This is a genomic window from Paraburkholderia sp. RL17-347-BIC-D, assembly GCF_046027915.1.
Taxonomy (GTDB): domain Bacteria; phylum Pseudomonadota; class Gammaproteobacteria; order Burkholderiales; family Burkholderiaceae; genus Paraburkholderia.
Window position 1 is genome coordinate 1 of record NZ_JARESS010000082.1, and the last position, 24,222, is coordinate 24,222.

Genomic DNA, 24,222 nt, shown 5'->3' on the forward strand with positions numbered 1-24,222 from the left:
GTTCCTGAAAAAAGGCCGATGGAGACACGCGTCGATGCAGTGCTGCGGGGGGCGCGTGACGCGGGCTTCGTGAGTCAGGAGTGTGGCGTGGCGGCGCTGACCGGCTGCCGTCGGCTAGATTAGCGTTCTGTTATGTGGGCGCTGATGCGAATGCGCGTGGACGTGGAGTGGCTTCACGCGGCGTTTCGCCGGGACGGCGTAGATAACAGAACGGTAATTTCGCGGTCAGTGTTCTGACAGGGGAAATGACAAGAATGGGTGGTGCGATTCAGGCCACTCATTTGTTGCATCTACCCGGAGAGACATCATGAAACTGTTTGCTGCTGTTGCCGTCACCACACTCAGCTTTACGTTCGGCGCGAATGCCTTTGCGCAAACCAGCACGTCGGGGCTGACGCGCGCGGATGTCATGGCGCAGTTGCAGCAGGCACAGGCCGAAGGGCTGGTGCCGACCCGCGATGACGACTACCCGCCGACGGCGGCAACGATCGCCCATAACCGCGAAATCTACGTGATCCAGCACGGAACGGACGGAGCGCGCTTGGTGAAGACACGGGGCATGCCAGCGGCTCATCCCGAAACTGACACGAACTGATGCCGGTGTGGCTTGGCGTGCAGCATTGCCCCCGTTCGAGCTGGCGCCCGTCCGCACTTCAACTTGCGCAGCAGGTCAACTACCACAGTACTCCGAACATGAGAAGTATTAGCATGCTGGCGCCTCAAACTGGCGATGCAGGCAAACAGGATGCTTGAATCTTGCTGCAAAGTCGTTGAATCAATCCTTCAGGCTTTCTTCCGCAGTATTGCGTCATTGCTCGTTTGCCCCGAGCAATGAATCTCGCTGGTTTTTCTCCGCCAGAAAACTGAAGGCGTCAATCACAGCGTACGGTGAAACCGCTCATCCTTGCCGTTGGTCTGGGGATGTGCCGGGCGGCTGTACGAGATCCTCACGCCCAGACGGATCAGCCAGATACCCAGCGTGGTGAGTTGTCCTGGCCGGGCAGGACTTCCCCACGGCGAGCCATGGTCGGCGTTGATGCGCAACGGCAGCCCGTAACGACGGAACGACTCGCGCAGCCGCCTGCGTACGGCCTGCGTGTCGGTCGGTCCGCAGGCGTCCAGCACGACATCGTGAATGATCATCGAGCACCGTCAGCGGCGAACAGCGCCGCCCGTCGACGAGTTCAATCCAGCCCTTGAAGTCCATCTGCCACAGATCGTTGGACTGCTCGTGCTCGAAGCGCGTCCAGGGTCTCGCCGCCAGCGATGCTTCGGGCACGATCAGGCCGTGTCGACGCAGGATCCGGACCATTGTGCCGGCGGTTGGTACGACGGGATCCGTCAGCGCGGTGGCGCCATCCTGCGCGTGGCGATCGAGCCAGTTGTAGTCGGTCTTCGGACTAATGCCAAAGCGCCGGCACAGTTCGCGACGGTTGGTGCCTTGCTGCGAGGCCAGTTGAACGAACTCCAGACACAGATTCATGGTGTCTCTCGGGCTCCGGGGCATGGCCGGCTCCAGGCGATTCGCTCGCCCAGAGTGTTACCCATGTCTCCGTACACCTGTTACCCATGTCTCCAGTCCATGCAAGAGGGCTGACATAAAGAGTAAGAGCGAAGTGAAAGGAGCGCAAACGGAGGCAGAATCAAGCGCCGCGAATTGGCCAACGGGGAAGTCGCTGCCTCGTTGTAAATTCACTGAACAGAAAACACCTGAAGCCCTGCCTCGTATGATGACGGCCCTTTGGTATGAACGACATATAGCTTTTCGAGCGATGGAATGAAGATCGCGGTCTTGCCACCGAAGGTATTCACGTGCTGTTCGACTGAATAGTGATTCTTGTCGACCTGACGCACGACGTCGAGCCCGTTCGATCCGGCAATATAGAGGCGGTGATGCTGTGTGTCGAAAATAATCTCGTCTGATGTTTCGACGATGTCCAACGCCTGCACAACCACGCCTTCGTTAGTATCGAGCACGAACAGCTTGCCCGGATTGCGGGCACCAATAAACAGCCGGTTCGTGGCGGGATCGAACTCCATTGCCGAGTTGCGACTCGGCCCAGGTACCTTCCAGATGCCAGTCATCTTGCGGGTCTTAAGATCGATAATACCGACCTCGTTTCTGTCGCGGAAATTGATATACAGACGATCCTTGCCCCTGTCGATCGCCATAGCTTTCACCTGTCCCGCAGGCACATCGATGTTTCTTAGAAGAGTTCCGTCGACCATTGAAATCAGGCTGATCTGAGCGTGATCCTCATGTGATTTAACTCCGCCATTTCCGACATAGAAAATGCCCGTCCTGTCATCGGCGACACCGCTATCCGGTTGCGGCTTCACGGGGATCGTTTTCTCTATCTGAAAGCTTCGAGTATCGACGATCTTGAGACTCGAGGACCCGGCATCGGCGATGAATAGTGCCTTGCCGTCATCGCCCAGCAGAATCTTGTGCGGGTGAGTAGCCACATTCCTCTCGCTGGCGAGGTGGCCGCCTAAAGGAAGGTCGAACACTTCAATCGATCCGAAATCCTCCGCAGAAACATAGAGACGGTTACGTGTGAGGTCAGCGGCGAAGTGGTCGAAGTCGCCTCCTGTCACTGCCGGCAACGGCGTGGAGGACAGAAGTCGAAGAGGTTGAGGGAAGGGCGCGGCGAGAACCTGCGTGGACAGCACAAACGCGGCCGCAAGACTGATAGAAAGTAAGCTTTTTTTCATCGTAGGTGCCGGTGGTACAGCCGTGAATGTAGTTCGGTGCACGCTCGGATATCGCGCAACGATGCGACGGAAACGATTCAACTTCCGTAAGAAACAATTGACTTATAGCCGGGATTTGATCGCTTCGACGGAAGATGTCGACAATGTAATAAAGATGATCGGTTACGGTAATTTCAACAAAGCCGCACGATCTGCGCCGCTCCTGATGACCAGAATTGACCTGCAATGCCGCAGAAGGAGGGGCTGAAGATCGAGGAGGACCAGTTCCGCCGCTTATCGACCGCCGTAAGGCTGCGTCCATGCATGTCCTGTAGTTTTTATCCGCAATCCGACGATCCTCAAGCTATCCACTATCAGACGAAAGCCGTGCTTGTAGCAGAGATGCGCTTGCTTCGACATCGGACTCATCGTCAGCCTGTCTTTTGGGCACTATGAAAGCAAACAATTCAAGTTGTCACACACCTCAGCGATTTCGAACATATCTATGCATGGTCTTTGCGCTAGCGTCTGTTGCCCATGCGATGCTTCGCCACATTCTTGAACCGATCATGCCGGATACGGTGTTTTCTTATTGCAGCCGCTGTCGTCGATGATTGCTTCGACCTTGCGCCCGCTATCGTCGCGATGATTCTTGGACTTAGCATTGCCGACGACATATTCGTTCCGTCATATGGGCAGTTGTCCGCGCTCGATAAGTCGCACCTCGGACTGATACTTGTGTATTCCTTGGCAATGGGGGGCGTCATCTGCCGGATCGGGCGGCTCCCGCGCGCGGAGTTTCTCGCACAATTGATCGCCGCGCGTCGCAGAGTCCCGGTGCCCAGCGTACGAGCTTCCGGTCGAGATAGCGGCTCTATTGCTGGGTGACTGTCCGAAAGAAAGCTCCGAAGTATTAAATGCCATTGACCTGAATGTAATTGACGGTCTGATCATGCCAGCGCGCATCCTGGTTCTGTCGCGGTAAGGCAGTTGAGTCGTGCAAAGGCGATATGGTAAGGTCCCGTGCGCTGGTATGTGACCGACCTTCCAGCGCCGGCGTGGCCCCGTACAGACCAGCCAGACCCGTCAGACGGGCGACCCGTTTGCGCCCCACGTGCACTCCCTCACGCGGGAACGGCGCGTGAATACTTGGTGCGCCGGACGTGCCGCGCGAGCTCGCATGCAGGGTAGGGATGCGCGCCAGCAACTGCGTGTCACTGCATGCGTGCGCCGATGGCTGTCTTGCCAGTCACCCGTAATAACCATTCGTGGAGACTCTGAGGAGCCGCGCCACCGTGGCGAGGGGCCAGCGGGCCCGATTCGCGCTCGTGAATGTGTATCCTTCGGCGATATGACTCCCGTCTCCCGGGAAAATCAAGCCGCTGCGTGAGAATGAAATGAGCGCCTCCTACCCCCGTATTCCAGCGGACGTTCACGGGCCCGACGGTATCGAGGTTGCCAAAGTTGGAAGATTATTCAGGTCTTCACTGGCTAACTGGAGGGTTCGACATGAAGCTCACGCCTGTTGGTATCGACATTGCAAAAAACTTGATTCAGGTACACCACGTGGACGCGAAGACGGGAGAAATCGTCAACAAACCCATCAAGCGAACGAAGTTCCTTGAGTACTTTGCGAATCGCGCACCGTGCCTGATCGGGATGGAAGCATGCGGCGGTGCGCATCACTGGGCACGGCAGCTGACGAGGATGGGGCATGAGGTCAGATTGATGCCCGCCGAGTTTGTGAAGGCTTTCAATATCCGAAACAAGATCGACCCGGCGGATGCGCGGGCGGTCTGGCTGGCGGTACAGCAGCCAGGTAAGCCGGTTGCGGTTAAGACGGAGATGCAGCAAGCGGTACTTGCACTACACCGCCTGCGCGAGCAACTGGTGAAGTTCCGGACGATGCAGATCAACGGTCTGCGAGGGTTGCTGACCGAATACGGCGAAGTGATGGGCAAAGGTCGGGCGGCGCTCGACAAGGCGATACCGGCGGTCCTGGATCGGGTGTCGGAGCGTCTGCCGACAGTATTGATCGACACGATGCGCGAACAGTGGAACGGCTTGACGCAACTGGACGGGCAGATCGCGCAGATCGAGCGGCGAATTCGTGCGTGGAAGAAGGAGGACAAGGCTGTGCGCGCGATCAGCGAGATTCCGGGCGTCGGAATGCTGACGGCAACTGCGGCGGTCGCAATGATGGGCGATCCCAAGGCGTTCAGTTCCGGTCGCGAATTTGCAGCGTGGGCCGGGTTGGTGCCAAAGCAGACCGGCTCCGGCGGCAAGATCAAGCTGCTCGGGATCAGTAGGCGCGGCGACACGTATCTTCGAACGATGCTAATTCACGGTGCGCGTAGCGTCGTCACGAACGCGAAGGAACCGGGCCCATGGATCGAGCAGATGAAGAAGCGACGACCGCTGAACGTGGTGATCGTCGCATTGGCGAACGAAATGGCAAGAACGATCTGGGCGGTACTGGCCCACGACCGCCCATACCAGAAAGAATATGTCAGTCCACCGATCGTCTCGCGCTGGTGCACTGAACTGTTCCACAGCCACGTTGCCTAATTCTCGCGATCCTCGCTGAATTGCCCCGTCCGGCATTCAGCAGGGGCGCTGCAGTTTATACAATCCGGTGTCGGAAGAAACTATGAGTGGATCACCATGCGAAAACTTACCCCCGCCGGCCAGCAATTGATCGAAGAAGTAGCCCAGCGACATGGCTTCAGCACGGACGCCGTGATGAGCATGCTGGAGTCTGTGATTCGCGGTAACGGCAGCATGGCCCAGTTCAATGACCCCGAATTTGGTGCTCCGGCCAGTGGATGCGGTGGAAATGACCATGGTCTCCGACATGTCAACAACTACCTGAACGGCCGGGTCGATGGGCTCTGTTTCGAGCTTTCCCGCCTGATGGCAAATCAGCCCGACCTTATTCGCAGCGGCAGCTTCCAGTCGCAGAGCCAGGGTATTCAGCAGCACGGCAACGACGGCGGCGGCCAGCAACAACAGCAGAGCGGTGAGTACGGTGGCAGCAACCAGCAGCGGACTGCAGCCGGACCGGTTGGACCGGTAAGTCTGTTCGTTCCGCCCGCCCCCGGCACCTCTGGTGACTCGTGGCCCGCTGATCCGGGGCGGCCCAACAGCACCGGCGCGCAGAACGACGTCCGCTATGCCTACTTCGCACAGCCCCGGCGCCGGCGATCGAAGTGAACGGCAAGGTGACGATTTACGATACGCTCGATACCAGATCAGCGGCTTCTCACAGCAGCAGTCCCGCGGCGCGTCCCTCACATTCGCGAGCCAGCACGGCTTGGTTGCTGTCGCCAGCCTGCCGGTTGCCTCGGTCGGTGGGGTTCCGCAGCCGGCGTCGCCGCCGGTGCAGGAGGAGCCCGTCAGCACTCAGTCGGTCGCCGCGAGGCAGACGTGTTCGCCACCATAGAGAAGCTCGCCCAACTGCACGCGAAGGGATTTTCAGCGATGAGGAGTTTGCCGCCAAGAAGGCGGAATTGCTGAGCCGTTTGGGAGCGTCCCGTCATCGCACAGCGCAACCGGGTCACGATTTCTACTTGGCTGAAACGCCCACACAGGGACGGGCACATCGCCCGGTTGATTGCTCAGTAAGAAGCGACTCGACTTGTTCCTTAGGTCCGGCATCGGACCCGTTCCGGTCGCTCAGGACGATTTTCGTCCGTCGGGTTTTGGATTGAGCTGAGACAGTCGCCAACGACGCAATCGCCTCTTATGTATGCAGTGTTTTAGATAATACGTAGATCTCACGCGAACTGTCGCCAGTACATTGACGAGAGCGTTTAAAGCTCGGAGTTGTCCAGTGCGCCGTCCAGTCGTGCAATGTATAGGCTTGCGCAATATCTCCCAGCGGAACGACAGCGCTGGAGTCAGGCATCTCGTCGCCCGAGGCGAGATGACGCGCGGCGTTGGCCTCAACTTCACTGCTTTTTACATGAGTTCGATACCCGATATGCCAGGAATCGCGAGATCGGCGAGCAACACGTCGAACGTCGGTAATACTTTCTTATGAAATGAAGAAATGGTGCGTTTATCCTGCTTCTTATCGGTGTGTCCAGCGCAAACTTGAATTGGGAATTGGGCGACCATATCCGTGATGGGCTATTCGCCACTCCGCCTGTGACTGCAACAGGAAACGACCGGCTCTCGCTCGATTCTCTGCGGATATGCGCCTTAACGGTAACCTCCGCTTCCAGCTCCGCGTTAGATTGGCCTTGGAACTCTTTTGACCAATTTTCAGGGACCCACGGCTCGACTCGCGTCCGTTTCCGTGCCCGGTACTGCCCTGACAGACGGCAATTTACCTACTCTCAGGTTCTAGCGCGACTCGGAGGCTAGACCCTTTCATGGCGGCATAAGCCTGGCTTTTCGCGTAAGAGGGCGCATGGCGTGTGTGATCAGCCCGACTCGCTTAAGGTTTCCTTCAGAGTGAATCTGTAGATTCGGTGTGGATTGCGGATACCGTGTCCCGCAATTGAGCCGGAAACGCCTGCGATTAACTCAATAAAACCTCAGAGATTCAATGCGAAGGGGATTCGGCCGGCCGGATCGATGGCACAGGCATCGGAGCGGAATGTTCCATGGCCCGTTGTCGACCGGTGAACGCCGTAAAACCTGTTAACACGCCGGTGTTGACCTAGAGCGAACTGCTCCCAATTGAATATTACAAATCGTTACGGGTCCGGCTCCCCGGCGATAAAAAGTGGTTGAGAGGAGACAGTCAGCGCATGAAAGCATTAAGGGTTCTCCATAGCGAGTCATCTCGGGGTTGGGGCGGCCAGGAAGTACGTACACTCAAGGAAATGATCGCGCTACGTGAGTTGGGTCACAACGTGGAACTCGTCTGCCCTGACGATGCAACGCTCGGGAGCCGTTCGCAAGCCGAAGGCTTTACGGTGCATCACGCACGCATGCGCGGCGGCGCCGACGGGCGCTCCATGCTGACAATCCGGTCAATTCTTGACCGGCGTCGCTTTGATGTGCTGAATACGCACAGCGGTCATGACAGCCTGATCGCCGGGATGGCCGGACGTCTCGCGGGAACGCCACTGATTGTCCGGACTCGGCATCTGGCGCTGCCCATCACGTCGCTGGCTACATATAACTGGATCCCGCACTGCGTCGTCGCGGTGAGTCATTACGTGCGCAACTATCTGATTTCCGCCGGCATGCAGGAAAGCCGTGTGGAAACAATATATGACGGCATCGTTAAACCGGACCCACTCACGCATTCAACGCTGCGCGATGAACTCGGACTTGATTCGAACGCTGTCATCGCTGGAATCGTGGCGATGCTCCGCGGGAATAAGGGGCACGCTGAACTGATCGCAGCGGTGAGGCCGATGATGATCGACCGGCCGCATCTACATGTCGTGATCGCTGGCGAGGGTGGAGAGTTTGACAGGCTCAAGTCGATGATTGAGGGCTTCGGGCTATCCCATCGTATTCATTTGCTGGGCTTTCGCAAGGACATCAACAACGTGCTGCGTGGCTGTGATCTGTTCGTGCTACCGACTCACCAGGAAGCGCTTGGCCAGGCGTTTATAGAAGCAATGGCGATGGGTCTGCCAGTGATCGGCACACACGTGGACGGCGTACCCGAGTTGATCGACCCTGGCGTGAACGGCTTGCTGGTGCCCGCACAGGACGTAGATGCATTACGCAGCGCGCTCACGCGCCTGGTCGACGACGCACCATTGCGCGCGCGTTTCGGACTGGCCGGCCGTCTCAAGACGGATAGCAATTTCACGGTCGAGAGTATGGCGAACGAGACCATCGATTTATATCGGCGCGGTATCAATCGTCGGCGCCAGGCATGCAGTCGATGGCGGCCGGCGGCATGACCCGGTCCGCCAGAGCGGTGCCCGTGCTGATGTACCACCATATCAGCACGTCGCCGGGCATGATTACGGTATCACCCGATCACTTCGCGGCGCAAATGGCGTACCTTGCAAACGCGGGTTACACGACGATCGGCAGCATGCAACTAGCCGCGTATCTGGCAGGAGAGCCGTTGCCGAAAAAGTCCGTCATGCTGACATTCGACGACGGCTATCTTGACAACTGGGTGCATGCGCATCCAGTTCTACAGGCACACGGATTGACCGCTTTGTGCTTTCTGGTGACAAGTTGGATCGGCGAAGGACGCGCGCGCGCACATGCGCGCTCAGGTGCCGTGTTACCGCCGCTACTCAATCACCGCGACGGCGAAATGGCGATTGAGAACGGGGAAAGCGATCGCGCGATTCTCCGATGGTCGGAGATCGATGCGATGCGCGAAGCCGGAACCTTCGAATTTCACAGCCACACGCATAGTCATGTGAGATGGGATCAAGTGTCAGCCGATGCGGACGATAAGTGCGCGAGACTCGCGCGCGACCTCATCGACTCGCGCACGACCTTGAAAGCACGGCTTGGCGCGGGCTCGGATCATCTGTGCTGGCCTCAAGGCTACTACGACGACGACTATCGACGCGTCGCCGTTCAAGCGGGCTTCCGACATTTCTACACATGCGAGGCGGGGTCGAATTACCCCGGAAACGACGAAAATGCCGTTCGCTCGATTACTCGACTCGAGGTGCGCGACCGGCCGACGTCGTGGCTTGCGTCGCGGCTGTGGGTGCACAGTCGACCCGCAATCAGCCGGACATATCTTAAGATCAAGCGGTGATCGCCGCACTGTCTTACGATTACTCCGTGCTCCTGTCAGAGTGAAGTGAATCTCGGAAAAAATGCGTGCTCAATGGCGCCGCGCAGGCCATCCCTTACCCCTTGTTTGCGTTCGATACATTTCTAGCCTAGATGATGGTCGAAGCGCCGGATTACTGGACGGGCGCGTTGCTCGCTGCAGTGGGCATTTTCTTGCCAGGCCTTCTACTTCTGCTTGCGGCGCTGCCTTGCGGGCAAGCGCTACGCTGTTGAGGCGACCGAAAACCCCATACGGTGTTGGACTTTCGGAGTTAATTCGGATGCCGTCTCAAGTGCGTGTGTGGACGTCGAAAACCGAGGTATCATGCTGCGCCTAGTTAGTCGTTCCGGGCAGAGTGTTCGTGTTCCGATGGAAAAGCCACGCTACCAAAATAAACGGGCAGCATTAGCGCCCTTATGGGCACCGCTAGCAGAATTAGCGATCTTCAACAACAGATGTCGCTGGAGCTTGACGATTGGTGGTGCCATCGACGCCAGCGCGTATTTCGACAGCTATAGGGGAGCAGCCCTATGCAGAAGCGGGAGAGCAGGGGAAGTCAATCTGCTGGAACTGATGGACCAGCTTGAACTGGCCTTGGCGGGGACGCCCGCTCGCACCTCCGTCTCTGGCTAGCGAAATTAACGAACTCCAACACCACAGTCGAATTCCGGCCGGGGCGAACGGGCAAGTTGCAGACCATCAAGTATGTCGACTACCTGTGGAAGTGCGTGACACTGTTTGCGCAGATCAACGAGTTGTTCATGGTCTCGATCCGGGTCGAAGAAGCGGTTTGTGAAGGAACCGTTCTGCAGCGTCCAGTCTGGGCGGAGCTAAGAAGAACTATCTCAAGAGCGTGGTCGCTGTGCATCCGAAACTAGGTTTTTCCAGCGTATGGCAAGCCTCGCGAACGGCCGCGATCGGGGGGAGCGAACGCCTCTTGTCAACCGATGCTGTCGAAGAAGTCGGCGACGGTCTACATAGCGAGGTTTTTCATGGGGTGGCTTACCCTTAACCGAGGTCCGCGAACGGCTTGTAGGCCGATCTGAGCGGTTGATTTTCTGGCCGGCGGTGCGCTAGCCAACTGCCGAGACTTTTTCAACAGCATCAACCCACAACGGCCCTTCAATCTCTCTCGATAGCACACGTTCGCGAGTTGCGCCTGATGACCGGTTTGATCCAGGACGCGACAGGCAGCGACAGCGACAGGTCAGACCGGCAGCAGGCGAAGTCATCCCCCATCAAGCGCCTTCCTTGTATTCGTCGCTCGCTCACGCCTCCTCTACCCGTGTTGCCGGGCGTTGAGGAATCAGCGTGACGCTCGCAACAATGAAGACCAGCAATATCAGCGATGCATACAGCCGGCTGATGTGCAGACCGCCCTCAGCGATGGGTTTGTCGAGGAAATCTCCAAGCGTCGCGCCAAGCGGGCGCGTCAGGATAAACGCGGCCCAGAAAAGCAGCGTGTGCGAGACACGCGCCCAGAAATAAAGACCCGCCACAATCGCCAGGCCGACTCCGAAAATCAGCGCGCCATACTCGTATCCGAGACCTAGGCCGCCGCGGTCCGAGCCTGCTACCCAATCGCCAAGCGCCGTACCGAGCGTCTGCGAAAACAGGATTGTGATCCAGTAGAACCACTCGGCCTTGCGTGTCGTGATGCTCTGGACCGACACAGTGCCCTCCGCCTTGTACCAGATGACGAGGCTCGCAAGCAGCAGTGCGAACACGATGGCGACGCCGCCCGGATAACCCACGCCAAGCGATCGATCGAAGAAGTCAGCCATGGTCGTGCCAAGTGTCGTGGTCGCGACGATCGTCGCCCAATATACGAACGGATGAAACCGGTCAGCCTTAATCTGTCCCGAAACGAGCCCGACAAAGATGACCGCGAAAATAGCCGAGCCGATCAAATAGCCCAGGTTAAGCGACATCGTCACCCAGTCGCCGCCCGTTTCTCCAAGCGTGGTCGCGCCAATCTTGACAATCCAGAAGCCCAAAGTGACTTGCGGGACTTTGCTGACCGCATGTTCCAATATTTGCTGCGCGTCGCTTTTCATATCGAGTGCCCTTGTTCAATGTTAAACAGCAACCATGGCCAAGCATCGCTGATGGTCGCTTAACAGTCGCTTAAGGGAGTCAAAGGCGGTTTTCAGTCGTTCCACCGTCAACTTGCCGAGACGATGGCACGACGGCACAAATTGGTGCCTGCGTTCGACTTACCGCTTCTGGCCGGTCCCTGCCATTCTATGAGCAGCCGTCATCGATCGGGAGCTCCCTTCGCCATGGCGATCCGACGCTCCTTTGGCTCGCGTGTCACGCTCGTCGAGGGGTAGCTCATGCACGACAAGATTTGCGGCGAGCCGTGTTTACTGTTTTAGCTCTCGTTGCACGAGTTTCTCGTGCAACTCGCCGGTCAGCGTCTCGACCCGCTGGATCAGCTTCTGGGTAAGTTCGGTCAGGTCGGTATTCCGCTGCAGCAACTCCAGCAGTTGTGCTGCGGTTTGGGCAGCAATTTCCTGCCGCTGTGCGTTAGCAACTGCAAGAGCCTCCCTGTGTTGTGCGTCAGCCTCGGCGTGCACGTTGTCGCGCGCTGCTTGTCGCGTCTGAGCAAGCAAGATAAGCGGCGCGGCATAGGCTGCCTGCAGACTGAATGCGAGATTGAGCAGAATGAACGGGTAAACGTCAAATTTCGTAAAGCCGAGGGCGTTAACCGCAATCCAGAGACCGACGATTACCGTCTGTGCGCCTAAGAAAAAGGGCGTCCCAAAGAAACGAGCGAAGGCTTCCGCCTTGAGGGCGAATTTGTCGTTGCCAAACGCTGGCGCAAGGTGCGCGTGAGGCCGGTGAAAGCGGAAGTGATCAACGTTGGGAACGTCGAGCGGAGTTGTGGCGGAGCCGGGCTTCGTTGTTTCCATCATTCCCCCAGTACATAGTCGTTGGAGACGAGCAGCCAGTGAGATCTGCGGCAATACGGCGGGCAGGTACGCCGCAACGAATGACGTAAAGCTGGTCGTCAAACGATTCCTCATGGCGGCCTCCAGGTCTGATCGCCCGTCGCGTAGAAGCGGCCTACCGGATGCTGATGGCGCATCGCGGCTAGTGCGTTCACTGCCCAAAGAAACAAAGGCGCCGCGCGTCTCTATCACACCAATGCACCGTTAAATTATAGATCGCGGGGGCAATCCGCTCATGCGCCGTCGCAAACGGTGGCGGGCCGTTCGACGACCGGCAGCCTGAGCGTGAACTCGCTGCCCGTGCCCATCCGACGCCGCATGCGACAGCCTGCGACCTAGATGGAATGGACACCGTCCTCCCTTCGGGGACGCAGGGTCCAGCAGGAACGCGGAGGCCCTCCAGAACCGATCGGCATCAATGTGCCAGAGTGGCGTTTCGACACGTCCACTTGAGGAACGGAGGGCCCAAATGAATGCTACGACATACGGACTGGATGTTGCAAAGCAGATCTTCCAGATGTACTGGGTCGACGCGCAAACCGGCGAGATAGCCAATCGACGCTTTCGACGCGACGAGCTGATCGCGTTTCTTGGGCAGCGGCCTGCGGGCCGGGTGGCGCTTGAAGCATGCGGTAGCGCGCACTGGTGGGCCCGCAAGATCAAGGCGCTCGGGCACGAGGTGGTGCTGTTGCATGCGAAGTTCATTCGACCGTTTGTCCAGACCAACAAGACCGACGCGGCGGATGCGCAGGCAATCTGGACGGCGGTGCAGCAACCGGGGATGCGAACTGTAGCGGCAAAGACAGAAGACCAGCAGGCGATGCTCGGTCTTCACCGGATGCGCTCGCTGCTGATCAAGTTCCGCACCATGCAGGTGAACCAGTTACGAGGGCTTCTCTACGAGTTCGGTGTGTCATTCCGGGCAGGACGCGTGGCCGGCCTCACCGAGATGCGAGCCCGCATGGCAGAGCTCGAGGATGCGCTGCCGGGGACCATATTCAGCAGCCTGCAGGACCAGTTGAGACGCATCGACGGGATCGAGCAGGATATCGACCAGCTTGAGAAGCAGATAAGTGGGTGGCACAAGCAGGAAGCGGCGTGCCGGGCAATCACGGAAGTGCCAGGCATCGGCAGGCTTACGGCGACTGCGCTGGTCGCTACCATTGGGGATGCAAAAACATTCAGGTCCGGGCGCGAGTTTGCCTCGTTCCTCGGGCTGGTGCCCAGGCAAAGCGGCACCGGTGGCAAGATCCGGCTGGGATCGATCTCCCGGCGAGGTGATCCGTACCTGCGCACGCTGTTGATCCACGGCGCTCGTTCGGTGATGTATCACGCGAAGGTGCCGACTCCATGGCAGAAGGCAATCCAGGAGCGACGACCAGCGAATGTTGTGGCAGTAGCCCTCGCCAACAAGATGGCACGCACCGCATGGGCCATTCTGGCCCACGGCAGGACGTACGAGAAGAATTACGTCAGCGTGAGACCCGCTTAGCAGATGAGCAACGAAAGACAAGGTGAAGTGCCGATAGGTTGCTGAGGTTGATTAACATGTGATGGCGAAACAGGTCGGACCGCAGGAACATAAACCTGAACACAGCCTTGCGCTTAAAAGTGCGTGGCCCAGATGAGGATGTTCCCGGCGAATTCCATCAGGGCCCGCGGGCTTAGGCTTGCACTACAGGCCGGATATAAGACCGCAGCCGATACCTCGTTTTAACATCACATCAAGATCAACCTGGCAAACCGGGCGGTGTCCATATAAGGTTGTGTGGAAACCCGATGGCATAACAATGCGACGCGTGACCGCTGACCCCAGCGTCGCGTTTGGCTGCCTTTGCGGCCATCACGGCGCTGACGAGAAGGCGATCCCTATGACGCGTTATAGACGAGTGTAAGGACTTTGTTTCAGGTCTACGGGGTGCTCACGCACCCTCCAGCCGCATCGTCCTCATCGTCTTTTTGAAGCCCAGGATTTTCAGCACTCGCGTGAGATTGTAGGCGAGTACGTTCAAGCTCATCTCGGTTCCCACGTTGGGCAGCCTGCGCTTCAGGAAGTGCGTGTAGCCCATCCAATGCTTGAACGTTCCAAAGACATGTTCGACGGTTCGCCTGCGCACGGTCATCGCATCATGCGTCTTGTCCAGCCGACGTTGAACTGCTTCCAGCACCGACTCATGCTCCCATCGACTTATCCGTCGCTGGTCGCTCGGAGTGCACTGTGGCTTCATCGCGCATTGCGAACAGGCGCTGCTCCAGTAACGGTGTAGCTGCATTCCGTGTTCCTCGACGGTGTAGCGGTAAATTGCCCGTTCTCCTGCTGGACATTGGTATTCGTCGTCCCGCGCAATGTAATGAAGCCTGCCTTGGCGAATCGGCCATGGTATTTCGCGCCTGATCTCGTGGGCTTCGGCAGCATGACCGCAATCCCTGCGTCCGCACACTCCTTGATCTGAGGCCCACTATAGTAGCCACGATCCGCGACTGCCCGCAGTCTGGTCTTGCCCATCGCATCGCGCGCAGCCTTCGCAATAGGACTGAGCTGTGCCCGGTCACTGCCAGAGTTTGTGACCTCGTGAGCCACGATGAGGTGGTGTTTCGCGTCAACTGCCACCTGTACGTTGTAGCCCACCACGCCTGATCCTCTTCCGCTCGTCGCCATGGAACGTGCGTCTGGATCTGTCATCGAGAGTTGGCCATCAGGCTGTGTCTTGAGTTGCTCCTTGATCTGGTCGAGGTTTCGCATCTGCTCGCGCAAGCGTGCGATCTTGTCCTGCAAGCGGGTTGTCTTTGCCTCCAGCTCAGCGGGTTGAGTACGATCGGCAGTCTCCAGCGCGTTCAGATACCGCTGGATGCTCTCCTCGATCTGCTTCTGGCGCTCATCGACCTTACCCTCGGTGAAGTTGCGATCGCGCGTATTGACTGCCTTGAACTTGCTGCCGTCGATGGCAACAAGCGCTTGCGAGAACAGCTTCAGCTTACGGCACAGCATTACGAAGCGGCGACACACGTTGCGGATTCCGATGCCGTTGTCACGACGGAAGTCGGCTATCGTCTTGAAGTCCGGCGCCAGACGACCCTGCTTCCGAGGCGGCCCCGTCATTCCTGAAAGGCGAAGCGAACATGACACCAATGTTATGTGAGCGTCAGTGTGCATCAATCTTCGCTGTACAGAATAAGGATCACTCACTCCTGCTTCGACGAGGTAGTGAGATCGGAGGCTTCAGTCACGGCGGCGTGAAGCTGACCAAATTCAAGTGCAGGAGGTATTTCATTATGAAGACCCTTATCTATGCAGCGCTGATTGCCGGCGTACTCGCCACCCCAGTTGCCTCGTTCGCACAGGACACTACGGGTCCGTTGACGCGTGCCGAACTACGCGCGGATCTGATTCAAGCAGAACACGCCGGGTACCGCCCGGCTGCCTACGATGTGAACTACCCAGCAGATATTCAGGCGGCGGAGGCGCGCGTTCAAGCGCAGGATGTCACGGCGCCGGGGAGCACGGGCGCCGGCGGAGTGTCGGATGGCTCATCGCAGGCGGATGCGCCGACGGTAACCGGGTCGACTCACTCGATCTACTTCGGGCACTCACGCTCGCGTGTCTCACAAGCCACTGCCGGCCACTTCGTTCGACCTATGAGGTGGGCGACCGCGTTCGCGCAGTTTCGTTTCCAAAGGTTAAGCAGCCTGACCCTTGCGCGGTATCACGATCGCCCAAGACGAACAATGTATAAATAAAACACTTTACAGTTAAAAACATTAACTATCGTAAATTGGTGAGCGGGTCTACGCTGTAACCATCCCCGTCGCATTATGCTACGGGTCGTAGCACCTGAGTCTCTGGCCGGATGCGGGGTGGGCGAGCGAAGGAGATGACCATGAGCACCGCCGAGAAGTCCTTGCATTACCTGGTGGAAAAAAAAGTGGCTTGCGCCCGCCCCGCACACTCAAATTCGCGTCATTCAGTTTGGGCATATACGCGATGATAGGAGGCGCTACGTGCACGTCGAGGTATCAGCTCCGAGCGGCTCGCGTGCAATCTTTTTCAATCCCTCGACGCTCGCCAGGTATCGTGAGGCGTTCGAGCCAAGCGGAGCCAGGACGATCCCACCGATGCTGAACTGGCACTCGATCTGCTGTTACGCCATCCCGAGCGATTCTCTCCACTCAGCCCGCAGAGCGCTAGTAGTATAACGAGACGATGGCGGGTTTCTCGCTACTGGCCCGCTCGAACGCTCTCGGCCTGATAGCGCTCCATGAGCGGAGCGAAGAATTCAAGCGCGCAGTCTGCAGGGCGGTGGGAAACGCGGTCGCGGCTGCTCCGGGGGAGGGGAGGCGCCAAGGGCTTTTGAGAAAAAAGAGCTTGGCTGTTGCGTACAATTCGAGGGTCTCCTCGTATCAGAAGTAGTGGCCAAACGATCGATCAAAAGCAATGCGGGTTAGTGTATGAGAATTCGCAACGGGCGGTGTTCCAGAATGATCTGCCGTGCGTGCGTTCGAGCGCGCTCTCCGGGTTTGATCTTGTGCGCTCTCGCTGGGATGTTGGGCGCCTGCGCCGTTGGTCCGGACTATACGCGCCCCGCTACGGTCGTGCCCGCCGCTTTCAAGGAAGCGCCCGACGGGTGGAAGGTTGCCCAGCCCGCGGATCAGTTGGATCGGGGCGCGTGGTGGTCCATCTACGACGACACGCAGCTGTCGGCTCTTGAATACGAGCTCAATCAGTCGAATCAGACCATTGCTCAATTCGCGGCGGCCTACCGCCGAGCACGCGCGTTGGTCGGCGAAGCCCGCGCCGCATATTTTCCTACAGTCGGTTTCAACGCGTCTGAATCGCGCGCCCAATCGCCTTCAGGCCCGTTCACTAAGAGCTATAATCTCTCCTTCAACGCATCGTGGGAGCCCGATTTTTGGGGAAGAGTGAGCCGTACGATTGCAGGGCAACAGGCGGGGCAGCAAGCCGCCGCTGCCGATCTCGCCAACGCGCGGCTGTCGGCGCAAGCCACGCTGGCGCAGACCTACTTCCAGCTTCGCGCCTTCGATGCTTCGCAGACGTTGCTCGATAATACCGTCGTCGCCTTTCAGCAGTCGCTGCAACTCACGCAAAACCGGTATGCGCAGGGTCTCATCGCGCGGTCCGATGTAATTCAGGCGCAAACACAATTGCAGTCGGCGCAGGCGGCTGCCATCGACAATGGGGTAGCACGTGCGCAATTCGAACATGCGATTGCGGTGCTGGTCGGCCAGCCGGCGTCGATATTCTCGATTCCCCCGTCGCCGCTCAACGCGACGCCGCCCGCCGTGCCCGCCGAAATGCCGTCCGCTATTCTTGAGCGGCGTCCGGATATCGCGTCGGCCGAGCGCCGAGCCGCCGCCGCGAACGAGCAGATCGGCGTCGCAATCGCGGCGTTTTTCCCGACACTGACTGTGTCGGCGACGGGAGGCTTCCAGAGTTCGCTGGTATCCGAATTGTTGCGCGCGCCGTCGCGCTTCTGGACGCTGGGTCCCGATCTTGCCGCCAACCTGTTCGACGGTGGCTTACGCCGCGCCCAGACCGAAGCGGCCCGGGCGGCCTATGACCAGACGGTCGCCACGTACCGGCTGACCGTGCTGGCGGCATTCCAGGACGTGGAAGACAATCTCGCTTCGCTGCGCATTCTCGAGCAGGAGACCGTGGTCCAGCAGCAAGCCGTGGAGTCGGCGCGACAGGCGCTGGCCATTGTGAACAATCAATACAAGGCAGGCACGGTCGGCTACGTGAACGTGCTGGTCGCGCAAACCTCCGCTTTCACAGCGGAGCAAAGGCTCTCGGCTATCGCCGGGCAACGCATGGTGTCGTCGGTGGGACTGGTGAAGGCGCTCGGAGGCGGCTGGAATGCAATGCAGATGAATCGTGAAGCGACGCCACGGCGGGCCCTTATGTGACGGACCGCTGAGCAAGGTATATGAGGGTGCCACCAAAAATCGACCGTCTTGAAAAATGGGAATACTACCGCGAAATGTACAAGCGCAGAAACGACGTTGAACGCCAGTTTCGTCGCCTCAAAGTCTGCCGTCGTATCTTCTGCCGATTCGGCAAGTTGAACGTCATGCTGCCCGCCGTCATCAATTTCGCGCTCATCGTCGATGAACTCAGACAGTGTGAACAGGCCTCGGTGTTGCCGACTGAGCCGACCGTGCTGGCGCAGGTTTTTGCGGCCTCGCGACGCCGACTTTTCCGCACTGCGGCCTCTGTCCGGGCACCATGGTAAACCCAATCGACTTCCCCAGAAGTTTTCACGCGGGCTTGAGGCCTGCTCAAGAGGGGGCCTCGCTCCAGGCTCAGGCTTCCGGCGGGCGACGTACGCTGTACTCAATGTGAATATCGAGTCGGGGGGGTAGTGGTGCTCTCGAGGCGGTACGTAACGGTAGGGATGTCGTCTACCTCGGCCGCCTCGTCTTTTTCTCGGAACCCCCGCGTTGCTGTACCGGACCACATGTGCAGCCACTGCGTTGCTAGCTAAGCTAGGTTGAACTGCACGGCGAAGAGGAGCAATACACCAAGCACCGCGCGATAGACAATAAACGGCCATGTGGAGAAGTTCTCGAGAAGCTTCATGAGTCCCCAGATAGCAACAAATGCCGATGCGCTTGCGACCACCAGTCCGAAAAGCAGTAACGACCACGCTTCGAGGGGAACGTGCGCATGAAAGAGTACCCAAAGCTCTTTCAGTCCGGCTAGGGCAATAGCGGGTAGCCCAAGCAGAAAAGAGAAGCGCGCGGCCTCCTCACGCTTGAAGTTAAGAAAGAGTGCTGCTGTCAGGGTCGATCCGGAACGCGACACGCCCGGGATCAGGGCGCCTATCTGCGCGAGTCCGACAATGAGTGCGTCGCGCAAACGCATCTCGTTGACGGTGCGGCGATGACTACAGGTCAGTTCTGCGATGGCTAGCAAAACGGCCATCACAATGCAGGCGCCGCCAATCACTGACAGACGTCTCAGGGGCGTGCCGCACGCATTAAGCGTGGACGACAGGGCGAGGCCAGCCATGCCGATGGGCACCGTCGCTAGCACGATTCCTATCGCCAGGCGAAATGAGTCATCCTGGTACGTACGCCGCTTGATGGCAGTGACGCTCCCCACTACAACGCCTCGCACGTCGCGCCAGAAGTAACTGACGACCGCTGCCAGCGCAGCCAGTTGCATTGCCGCGGAAAAGGCCGACCCCGGATCGGGCCAGCCGAGCATGGCGGGAACGATGCGCATGTGCGCCGTCGATGAGATGGGCAGCAACTCAGTGATGCCTTGAACGAGACCCAAAAATCCAATCTGCAAATAGCTCAGAGAGGCGAAGCCGATATCCAGACCGCCAGAACATGCATTTGCCAAAATATGTCCTTTCCGGATCGGGTATGGAGAATTGCGCCGAGCAAATCCTGTCAGCACTTCACGCGAAACTTTACTTTCATAAGCGTTCAGCGTGTGTTCGCTGTGCCATACAACTGGGCTTTGGGTCCGGACGACTTTATTTCATTTGTTCAGAAGCTAAGCCCAGACAGGGCTCGACGAGATCCTGGAGCACGTACGCGAGACCGAAGCCAGCGAGCGCTACTCGATAGCCCCGAAGAACTTGACAAAACACCTCGTGTCGTCGTCGCGCCCTGCATGCGGCTGATTGATAAAACACGGGCAAACGAACAGCACTCCCTACGAAACCGGGACCGCTAAGCGAGAGACCCAGTGAATAAAAATCGCTTTAAGAACGCGACATCTGCAGCAAATTTATCTCGCCGGCGGATCACTGCAGCCGGATGGGACCTGAATACCCAGTTGCTGGAAGAAGTCGCGCTGACCTGCGGTCGCGTCGTCGTGCGGGGCAACCGGGCGAAGCGCGTCGCGAGCGGAATACCAAGCTTGAAATACAGCACGTAGTCCGCGCGCCGGATAGTCTTTTCGTTTGTCGAAGCACAAGACAACAACCAAACGGTGCGCGATGGCATTCATCAGGCGCTTGCGTACGCCGACATGCTCGACGTTCCGTTCGCCTTCTCGCGCAACGGGGACGGCTTCATCTGGCATGACAGGACCCCTGCATGACGGCGTGCTCGAGCGCGAGACAAGCGTATGGAGCAGCCTTTTTGAACTGTCCTTTTAAGGTTCTTTTAAGGTTTAACTCGTAGCACTGCTTTGCATTGCATCTGGGCACATTCGCGGCTGCCTGTCTTCCGGATCGTTTTTGGCCACAGTCAGGATGATGGGGAGGCGGCGGTAGAATGAAGTGATGAAGAAAAAGAAATCGCTTTATCACGGTCACCGCTTTGTAAGCGCCTCATGAGGGCCGTTGTAGATTTGTGTGCAGGCGCGAGGGATGATGTCGCTTCAGTATCCTCATCCTGTCCGACCCCGGTTCAATCGATGAGCTTTGGGCTTGGCAAGAAGGCTCACCGCTTTGCAGCGACGTTCCATGGCTGCTCACGACAGAAACGTCGAAGGCCCAGTCCGCTTGTGGTCCACGCCATGACCATCTCGCGCCAGAATGCTTCACCTTGCCGGGGGCGCCGTGCGCCCGTCGGTACGGCCTCGCCCGTTGCGTCGTCCATTGCCTGCTCCGTCGTTACGATGGCATCACCTTCGCACCGCGCTTACGCGCCTTCAAGACGGGATGTGCTGACCGACACCTCTGGCCGAGTTCTCGGGCGTGTACTAGGCGCGCTAGCATTATTAGTGATCCTGAAAGCGCCGCTATGAACATGGCTAGCAGCGAATTTGAACTCCAACACCTGCTGCCGCACTCCGAATGTGCGCCAGTGATACTTTTCGCGCTCCACCGTGCTGAATCCCTCGGGCTGCCGCAGAACACCGGTACCCGCATTGACTGATAGACGAGCAGACCCGCGCGGCCCTCGATTTCAATAACGACGCGGTCGCCGGCCAGGTCGCCGAAGTCGGGCTGCGATGTTCGTCCGCGCCGGTGCCCTGGAGATTCGAGGGCACCGAGAGGGCCACCGTACGCAATTCGTAGTCGAACGGTTCGCCCGCCTCTCCGCGCGCGGTGAAAGATGCCGTAGCCGGCCACGACCGAGGCCGCAGCCACCCCAAAAGTCAGCCAGCGGCGAATCGACGTCATCAGCACGTCTTCAGACGGTAGCCGACGCCGCGCACGGTCACCACCTGCTCCGCGCCGATCTTGCGCCGCAAGCTGTGCACATGCACTTCGATGGTGTTGCTGCCCACCTCCTCGCCCCAGCCGTACAGCTTCTCTTCCAGTTCAGGCTTGGTGAACACACGCGTGGGCTCTTCGATCAACGCCTGCAGCAAGGCGAACTCGCGCGGCACGAGCGGCAGCACCTCGCCGGCTTTGGTGACTTCGTGCGCCGCGGGATCGAGCGTGAGTTCGCCGTGCGCATAGATAGGTTGCTTCTGGCCGGTGCGCCGCCGCAGTAGCGCGCGCACGCGCGCAGCCAGTTCGTCGAGGTCGAATGGTTTGATCAGGTAATCGTCGGCGCCCGCGTCCAGGCCGTGAATTCGGTCATCGACAGCGTCACTCGCGGTCAGGATGATCACGGGCGCGGCGCCGCCGCTCTTGCGGTAGACATTGAGTACGTCGATGCCGTTTTTCTTCGGCAAGCCAAGGTCGAGCAGCACGAGGTCGTACACGCCGTTCCTCAGTGACAGTTCCGCCGCGCGGCCATCTTCGGCCCAATCGATCGTGTAGCCCGAGCGGCGCATCGCGCCTATTACGGTCTCCGCAATCATGTCGTCGTCTTCGACCAGTAGCAGACGCATGGCCGCTCCTCTCGTCAGCTTGCCCACATTGTCCGGCCCGTTAGCTTAACGTTTCCTTATCGCCTCCGTGGCGGAAGCTTAGCGACGCTGACGGGCTCTTTATCGGAAGCTTAAATCCCCGTTAAGCGCTCCTTATATCAGCAGAATCGGCACCTGTTCTGCGATATCGCCCGTATTGTTCAGGAGCCGACTTTTGACCGTTTTTAACGCCGCGCAGCGGCCAGATCGACGGTCGCCCCCGCAGCAAACCTGCGCGTGCTCGTACCCATTTGCACGATGCTGCTCGGCGGTTGCACGTGGTATCACTGTGAACCGCTCTCACCGCAGGATACTTCGACCTCGGCAAGCTCGCTCGAACGCGTCCAGATCGATCCGTTTACCATGCCGCTGCCTGACCTGGTCACGCATCGCTTCGATCCATCCGACGGGCTCGACATCGACGAAGTCGCGATGCTGGCGGTCGCGAACAATCCCGACCTGAAGCGGTCCCGCGATGATCTCGGCATCGCCTGGGCACAAGCTTATTCAGCCGGACTGCTGCCTGACGCGCAACTGAGCGTGTCGAGCGACTACCCCGGCGCCACGCGCGCGTTCAATTACCGCCTGAGCATCGACGTGATGGCCCAACGTGCTGCGCAGCGCGAATCGGCAAGCCTGACCAACAGCACTGCGGGCCTGGGCGTAGTCACCAACACCGGTGGCGCGGTGGATCGCAGCACCGCCAGCACCAGCGCTGATGCGGCCCTGACTGCAGGACATCAGCGCATCTTCGGCGGCGGCCTGAACTACACGTTCGGCTCGGCGAAAATTGGTTTTGTGATCACGGACAGCAAGCTGGACAATGCAACCGGGTTCACCAGTGGCACCGCGGCTTTGTCGCTTGCGAACTCCGCATATGTTCATTTCACGAACTACGAAGTGAACGCGCATTACACCGTTACCCCGGCATTGACCCTAGGCGTGGCTTACACCTACACCGATGGCAAGTTCAGCAACGCTCGAACTCAGTATCGCCGAAGTGGAGCCAGGTCAGCCTGTCGTCGGATTACAACCTGTCGAAGCGCACGGACGTGTACGCGATCGCCAACTGGTCACACCTGAGCGGCGGTCTGTCGGCACAGGTGGGTTCGGGCCAGGCAGCATTTGAAGGCGCAAGCTCCTATATCGGCGGCATTGCGGCAACGAAGAACCAGGCGGTGGTGGGTGCCGGCATGCGCACCCGCTTCTAAGGCGTGATCGAACGGTCGAGTGACGGCGGGTCTTGTCGCGATCCGCGTGGGGCAAGAAGGAGCCGCTCTTCAACCGACGATCACTGATATTTGCAACGTTGAGGCTCGACGCGTGGCAGCGGAACATTCGCTTCCGTTGGGGAGAGCCGCGTATTGAAGAAGGGGTGACAAACTACATCAAGTGCGGTAATCGGGCGCGAGAGGCCTGACCACGGCGCCGGTAGTTCTGTCACCAAGAGGCGTTCTCCGGGAAACAGTTAGCCCGCCCGTTGTGGCGGGTTTTCTTGGGGTGCCGACGAGCCGTTCGTGCCCAGACGAACACAACACTGACGTTTTGGCTCCCGCCTTCGCTCGCTAGGGCGTAGATCGACACTGTTATCATTTGGGCGAGACGATTGTTGTCGCCTTCCCACGTGTCTCGGACTCTGAATATGTCCTCTCGCCCGATAGAAGAAATCGAAACCGACTTTGCCGATCTTTTGGCGTCAGGTCTGCCCGGTCCAATCGCGCGAGACAAATTTGAGCGACTGTGGGATGAGGTGTGTAGTGGTCTAATTTCCTCGGACAGGTCGATAGGAGGACAATCTCGAATCGACGAGGAAAACGAGCAAGATGACAAGAAGGCGCCGACAATTTGACGCCAGCTTCATGCTGGAAGTAGTACGGATGGTGCGGGACTAGGGACTATCGGTCAGCGAGGTGAGCCGGTCGATGGACCTTGTTGAGACAGCCGTGCGCCGCTGGGTAGCGCAGTACGATGCGGAGCGTGCTGGTGGCCCCGGCGAGGGCAAGCCGCTGACCGCTGAGCAGCAGCGTATCCGGCAACTCGAGGCGGAAAACCGGCAACTGCGCGAGGACAACGCG

Annotated in this window: 16 protein-coding genes and 7 pseudogenes; 15 read left to right on the top strand and 8 right to left on the bottom strand. The window is 58.8% G+C overall.

Annotated features, from left to right (window positions below):
* Positions 1-307 precede the first annotated feature (307 nt).
* Positions 308-595, top strand: coding sequence for a DUF4148 domain-containing protein (locus P0D96_RS44430; RefSeq protein ID WP_408320396.1), 288 nt, complete (start codon positions 308-310; stop codon positions 593-595).
* Between the two features lie 284 nt (positions 596-879).
* On the opposite strand, the pseudogene P0D96_RS44435 reads toward P0D96_RS44430, so the two are convergent.
* From P0D96_RS44435 to P0D96_RS44445, 3 genes and pseudogenes are all read right to left on the bottom strand, one after another.
* A pseudogene (locus P0D96_RS44435) lies at positions 880-1,507 on the bottom strand (DDE-type integrase/transposase/recombinase); the annotation flags it as partial.
* Between the two features lie 185 nt (positions 1,508-1,692).
* The gene (locus tag P0D96_RS44440) at positions 1,693-2,715 is read right to left on the bottom strand and encodes a YncE family protein (RefSeq protein ID WP_408320398.1); all 1,023 of its coding nucleotides are present in this window, start codon (positions 2,713-2,715) and stop codon (positions 1,693-1,695) included.
* An 892-nt stretch (positions 2,716-3,607) separates the two neighbouring features.
* The gene (locus tag P0D96_RS44445; protein ID WP_408320400.1) at positions 3,608-3,901 is read right to left on the bottom strand and encodes an IS3 family transposase; all 294 of its coding nucleotides are present in this window, start codon (positions 3,899-3,901) and stop codon (positions 3,608-3,610) included.
* 302 nt (positions 3,902-4,203) lie between these two features.
* On the opposite strand from P0D96_RS44445, the gene P0D96_RS44450 reads away from it, so the two are divergent.
* The 5 genes and pseudogenes from P0D96_RS44450 to P0D96_RS44470 all read left to right on the top strand — a co-directional run.
* Positions 4,204-5,262 carry an IS110 family RNA-guided transposase gene (locus tag P0D96_RS44450; RefSeq protein ID WP_408320401.1) on the top strand — a complete coding sequence of 353 codons (1,059 nt, stop codon included), beginning with the start codon at positions 4,204-4,206 and terminating at the stop codon, positions 5,260-5,262.
* Positions 5,263-5,358: 96 nt separating this feature from the next.
* Positions 5,359-5,907 (top strand): hypothetical protein, encoded by a 549-nt coding sequence (locus tag P0D96_RS44455; protein ID WP_408320402.1) that lies wholly within the window; start codon positions 5,359-5,361, stop codon positions 5,905-5,907.
* A gap of 1,544 nt (positions 5,908-7,451) precedes the next feature.
* On the top strand, positions 7,452-8,567 hold the full coding sequence (locus P0D96_RS44460) for a glycosyltransferase family 4 protein (RefSeq protein ID WP_408320403.1): 1,116 nt from the start codon (positions 7,452-7,454) through the stop codon (positions 8,565-8,567).
* The gene (locus P0D96_RS44465; RefSeq protein WP_408320404.1) at positions 8,564-9,394 is read left to right on the top strand and encodes a polysaccharide deacetylase family protein; all 831 of its coding nucleotides are present in this window, start codon (positions 8,564-8,566) and stop codon (positions 9,392-9,394) included. Before P0D96_RS44460 ends, P0D96_RS44465 begins: the two co-directional genes overlap by 4 nt.
* A gap of 74 nt (positions 9,395-9,468) precedes the next feature.
* A pseudogene (locus P0D96_RS44470) lies at positions 9,469-9,639 on the top strand (chromate efflux transporter); the annotation flags it as partial.
* 1,041 nt (positions 9,640-10,680) lie between these two features.
* Here the strand turns inward: P0D96_RS44470 and P0D96_RS44475 are convergent.
* Both P0D96_RS44475 and P0D96_RS44480 read right to left on the bottom strand, forming a co-directional pair.
* Positions 10,681-11,469, bottom strand: a complete 789-nt coding sequence (locus P0D96_RS44475; RefSeq protein ID WP_408320405.1) for a COG4705 family protein — start codon at positions 11,467-11,469, stop codon at positions 10,681-10,683.
* Positions 11,470-11,778: 309 nt separating this feature from the next.
* Complete coding sequence (locus P0D96_RS44480) at positions 11,779-12,441, bottom strand: DUF1003 domain-containing protein (protein WP_408320406.1); 663 nt, start codon at positions 12,439-12,441, stop codon at positions 11,779-11,781.
* 394 nt (positions 12,442-12,835) lie between these two features.
* Here P0D96_RS44480 and P0D96_RS44485 point away from each other — a divergent pair, with 394 nt between their 5' ends.
* A complete protein-coding gene (locus tag P0D96_RS44485) occupies positions 12,836-13,858 on the top strand; it encodes an IS110 family RNA-guided transposase (RefSeq protein ID WP_408320407.1) in 1,023 nt (340 codons plus the stop codon).
* A gap of 430 nt (positions 13,859-14,288) precedes the next feature.
* On the opposite strand, the pseudogene P0D96_RS44490 reads toward P0D96_RS44485, so the two are convergent.
* A pseudogene (locus P0D96_RS44490) lies at positions 14,289-15,442 on the bottom strand (IS1182 family transposase); the annotation flags it as partial.
* Between the two features lie 197 nt (positions 15,443-15,639).
* Between P0D96_RS44490 and P0D96_RS44495 the strand changes: the two are divergent.
* The 4 genes and pseudogenes from P0D96_RS44495 to P0D96_RS44510 all read left to right on the top strand — a co-directional run.
* Positions 15,640-16,104: a DUF4148 domain-containing protein gene (locus P0D96_RS44495; RefSeq protein WP_408320408.1), complete on the top strand. Its 465-nt coding sequence runs from the start codon at positions 15,640-15,642 to the stop codon at positions 16,102-16,104.
* Between the two features lie 309 nt (positions 16,105-16,413).
* Positions 16,414-16,550 (top strand): annotated as a pseudogene (locus tag P0D96_RS44500) (IS110 family transposase); the annotation flags it as partial.
* A 292-nt stretch (positions 16,551-16,842) separates the two neighbouring features.
* Positions 16,843-18,288: an efflux transporter outer membrane subunit gene (locus P0D96_RS44505; RefSeq protein ID WP_408320409.1), complete on the top strand. Its 1,446-nt coding sequence runs from the start codon at positions 16,843-16,845 to the stop codon at positions 18,286-18,288.
* A 26-nt stretch (positions 18,289-18,314) separates the two neighbouring features.
* Positions 18,315-18,500 (top strand): annotated as a pseudogene (locus P0D96_RS44510) (IS5-like element ISCARN85 family transposase); the annotation flags it as partial.
* A 362-nt stretch (positions 18,501-18,862) separates the two neighbouring features.
* On the opposite strand, the gene P0D96_RS44515 reads toward P0D96_RS44510, so the two are convergent.
* Positions 18,863-19,732: an undecaprenyl-diphosphate phosphatase gene (locus P0D96_RS44515; protein WP_408320410.1), complete on the bottom strand. Its 870-nt coding sequence runs from the start codon at positions 19,730-19,732 to the stop codon at positions 18,863-18,865.
* A 380-nt stretch (positions 19,733-20,112) separates the two neighbouring features.
* Here P0D96_RS44515 and P0D96_RS44520 point away from each other — a divergent pair.
* Positions 20,113-20,431: pseudogene (locus P0D96_RS44520) on the top strand (type I restriction endonuclease subunit R); the annotation flags it as partial.
* A 1,038-nt stretch (positions 20,432-21,469) separates the two neighbouring features.
* On the opposite strand, the gene P0D96_RS44525 reads toward P0D96_RS44520, so the two are convergent.
* The gene (locus P0D96_RS44525) at positions 21,470-22,129 is read right to left on the bottom strand and encodes a response regulator (protein WP_408320411.1); all 660 of its coding nucleotides are present in this window, start codon (positions 22,127-22,129) and stop codon (positions 21,470-21,472) included.
* Positions 22,130-22,405: 276 nt separating this feature from the next.
* Here P0D96_RS44525 and P0D96_RS44530 point away from each other — a divergent pair, with 276 nt between their 5' ends.
* From P0D96_RS44530 to P0D96_RS44540, 3 genes and pseudogenes are all read left to right on the top strand, one after another.
* Complete coding sequence (locus P0D96_RS44530) at positions 22,406-23,230, top strand: porin family protein (RefSeq protein ID WP_408320413.1); 825 nt, start codon at positions 22,406-22,408, stop codon at positions 23,228-23,230.
* Positions 23,200-23,358 (top strand): hypothetical protein, encoded by a 159-nt coding sequence (locus P0D96_RS44535; protein ID WP_408320415.1) that lies wholly within the window; start codon positions 23,200-23,202, stop codon positions 23,356-23,358. The genes P0D96_RS44530 and P0D96_RS44535 overlap by 31 nt, the downstream gene beginning before the upstream one ends.
* Positions 23,359-23,970: 612 nt before the next feature.
* Positions 23,971-24,222 (top strand): annotated as a pseudogene (locus tag P0D96_RS44540) (transposase); the annotation flags it as partial.

Bases quoted from the DNA above. Each gene is read 5' to 3' on its own strand.
- P0D96_RS44480 (WP_408320406.1), bottom strand. From the start codon at position 12,441: ATGAGGAATCGTTTGACGACCAGCTTTACGTCATTCGTTGCGGCGTAC.
- P0D96_RS44525 (WP_408320411.1), bottom strand. From the start codon at position 22,129: ATGCGTCTGCTACTGGTCGAAGACGACGACATGATTGCGGAGACCGTA.
- P0D96_RS44495 (WP_408320408.1), top strand. From the start codon at position 15,640: ATGAAGACCCTTATCTATGCAGCGCTGATTGCCGGCGTACTCGCCACC.
- P0D96_RS44485 (WP_408320407.1), top strand. From the start codon at position 12,836: ATGAATGCTACGACATACGGACTGGATGTTGCAAAGCAGATCTTCCAG.
- P0D96_RS44475 (WP_408320405.1), bottom strand. From the start codon at position 11,469: ATGAAAAGCGACGCGCAGCAAATATTGGAACATGCGGTCAGCAAAGTC.
- P0D96_RS44460 (WP_408320403.1), top strand. From the start codon at position 7,452: ATGAAAGCATTAAGGGTTCTCCATAGCGAGTCATCTCGGGGTTGGGGC.
- P0D96_RS44505 (WP_408320409.1), top strand. From the start codon at position 16,843: ATGATCTGCCGTGCGTGCGTTCGAGCGCGCTCTCCGGGTTTGATCTTG.
- P0D96_RS44440 (WP_408320398.1), bottom strand. From the start codon at position 2,715: ATGAAAAAAAGCTTACTTTCTATCAGTCTTGCGGCCGCGTTTGTGCTG.
- P0D96_RS44430 (WP_408320396.1), top strand. From the start codon at position 308: ATGAAACTGTTTGCTGCTGTTGCCGTCACCACACTCAGCTTTACGTTC.
- P0D96_RS44455 (WP_408320402.1), top strand. From the start codon at position 5,359: ATGCGAAAACTTACCCCCGCCGGCCAGCAATTGATCGAAGAAGTAGCC.
- P0D96_RS44450 (WP_408320401.1), top strand. From the start codon at position 4,204: ATGAAGCTCACGCCTGTTGGTATCGACATTGCAAAAAACTTGATTCAG.
- P0D96_RS44465 (WP_408320404.1), top strand. From the start codon at position 8,564: ATGACCCGGTCCGCCAGAGCGGTGCCCGTGCTGATGTACCACCATATC.
- P0D96_RS44530 (WP_408320413.1), top strand. From the start codon at position 22,406: ATGCTGCTCGGCGGTTGCACGTGGTATCACTGTGAACCGCTCTCACCG.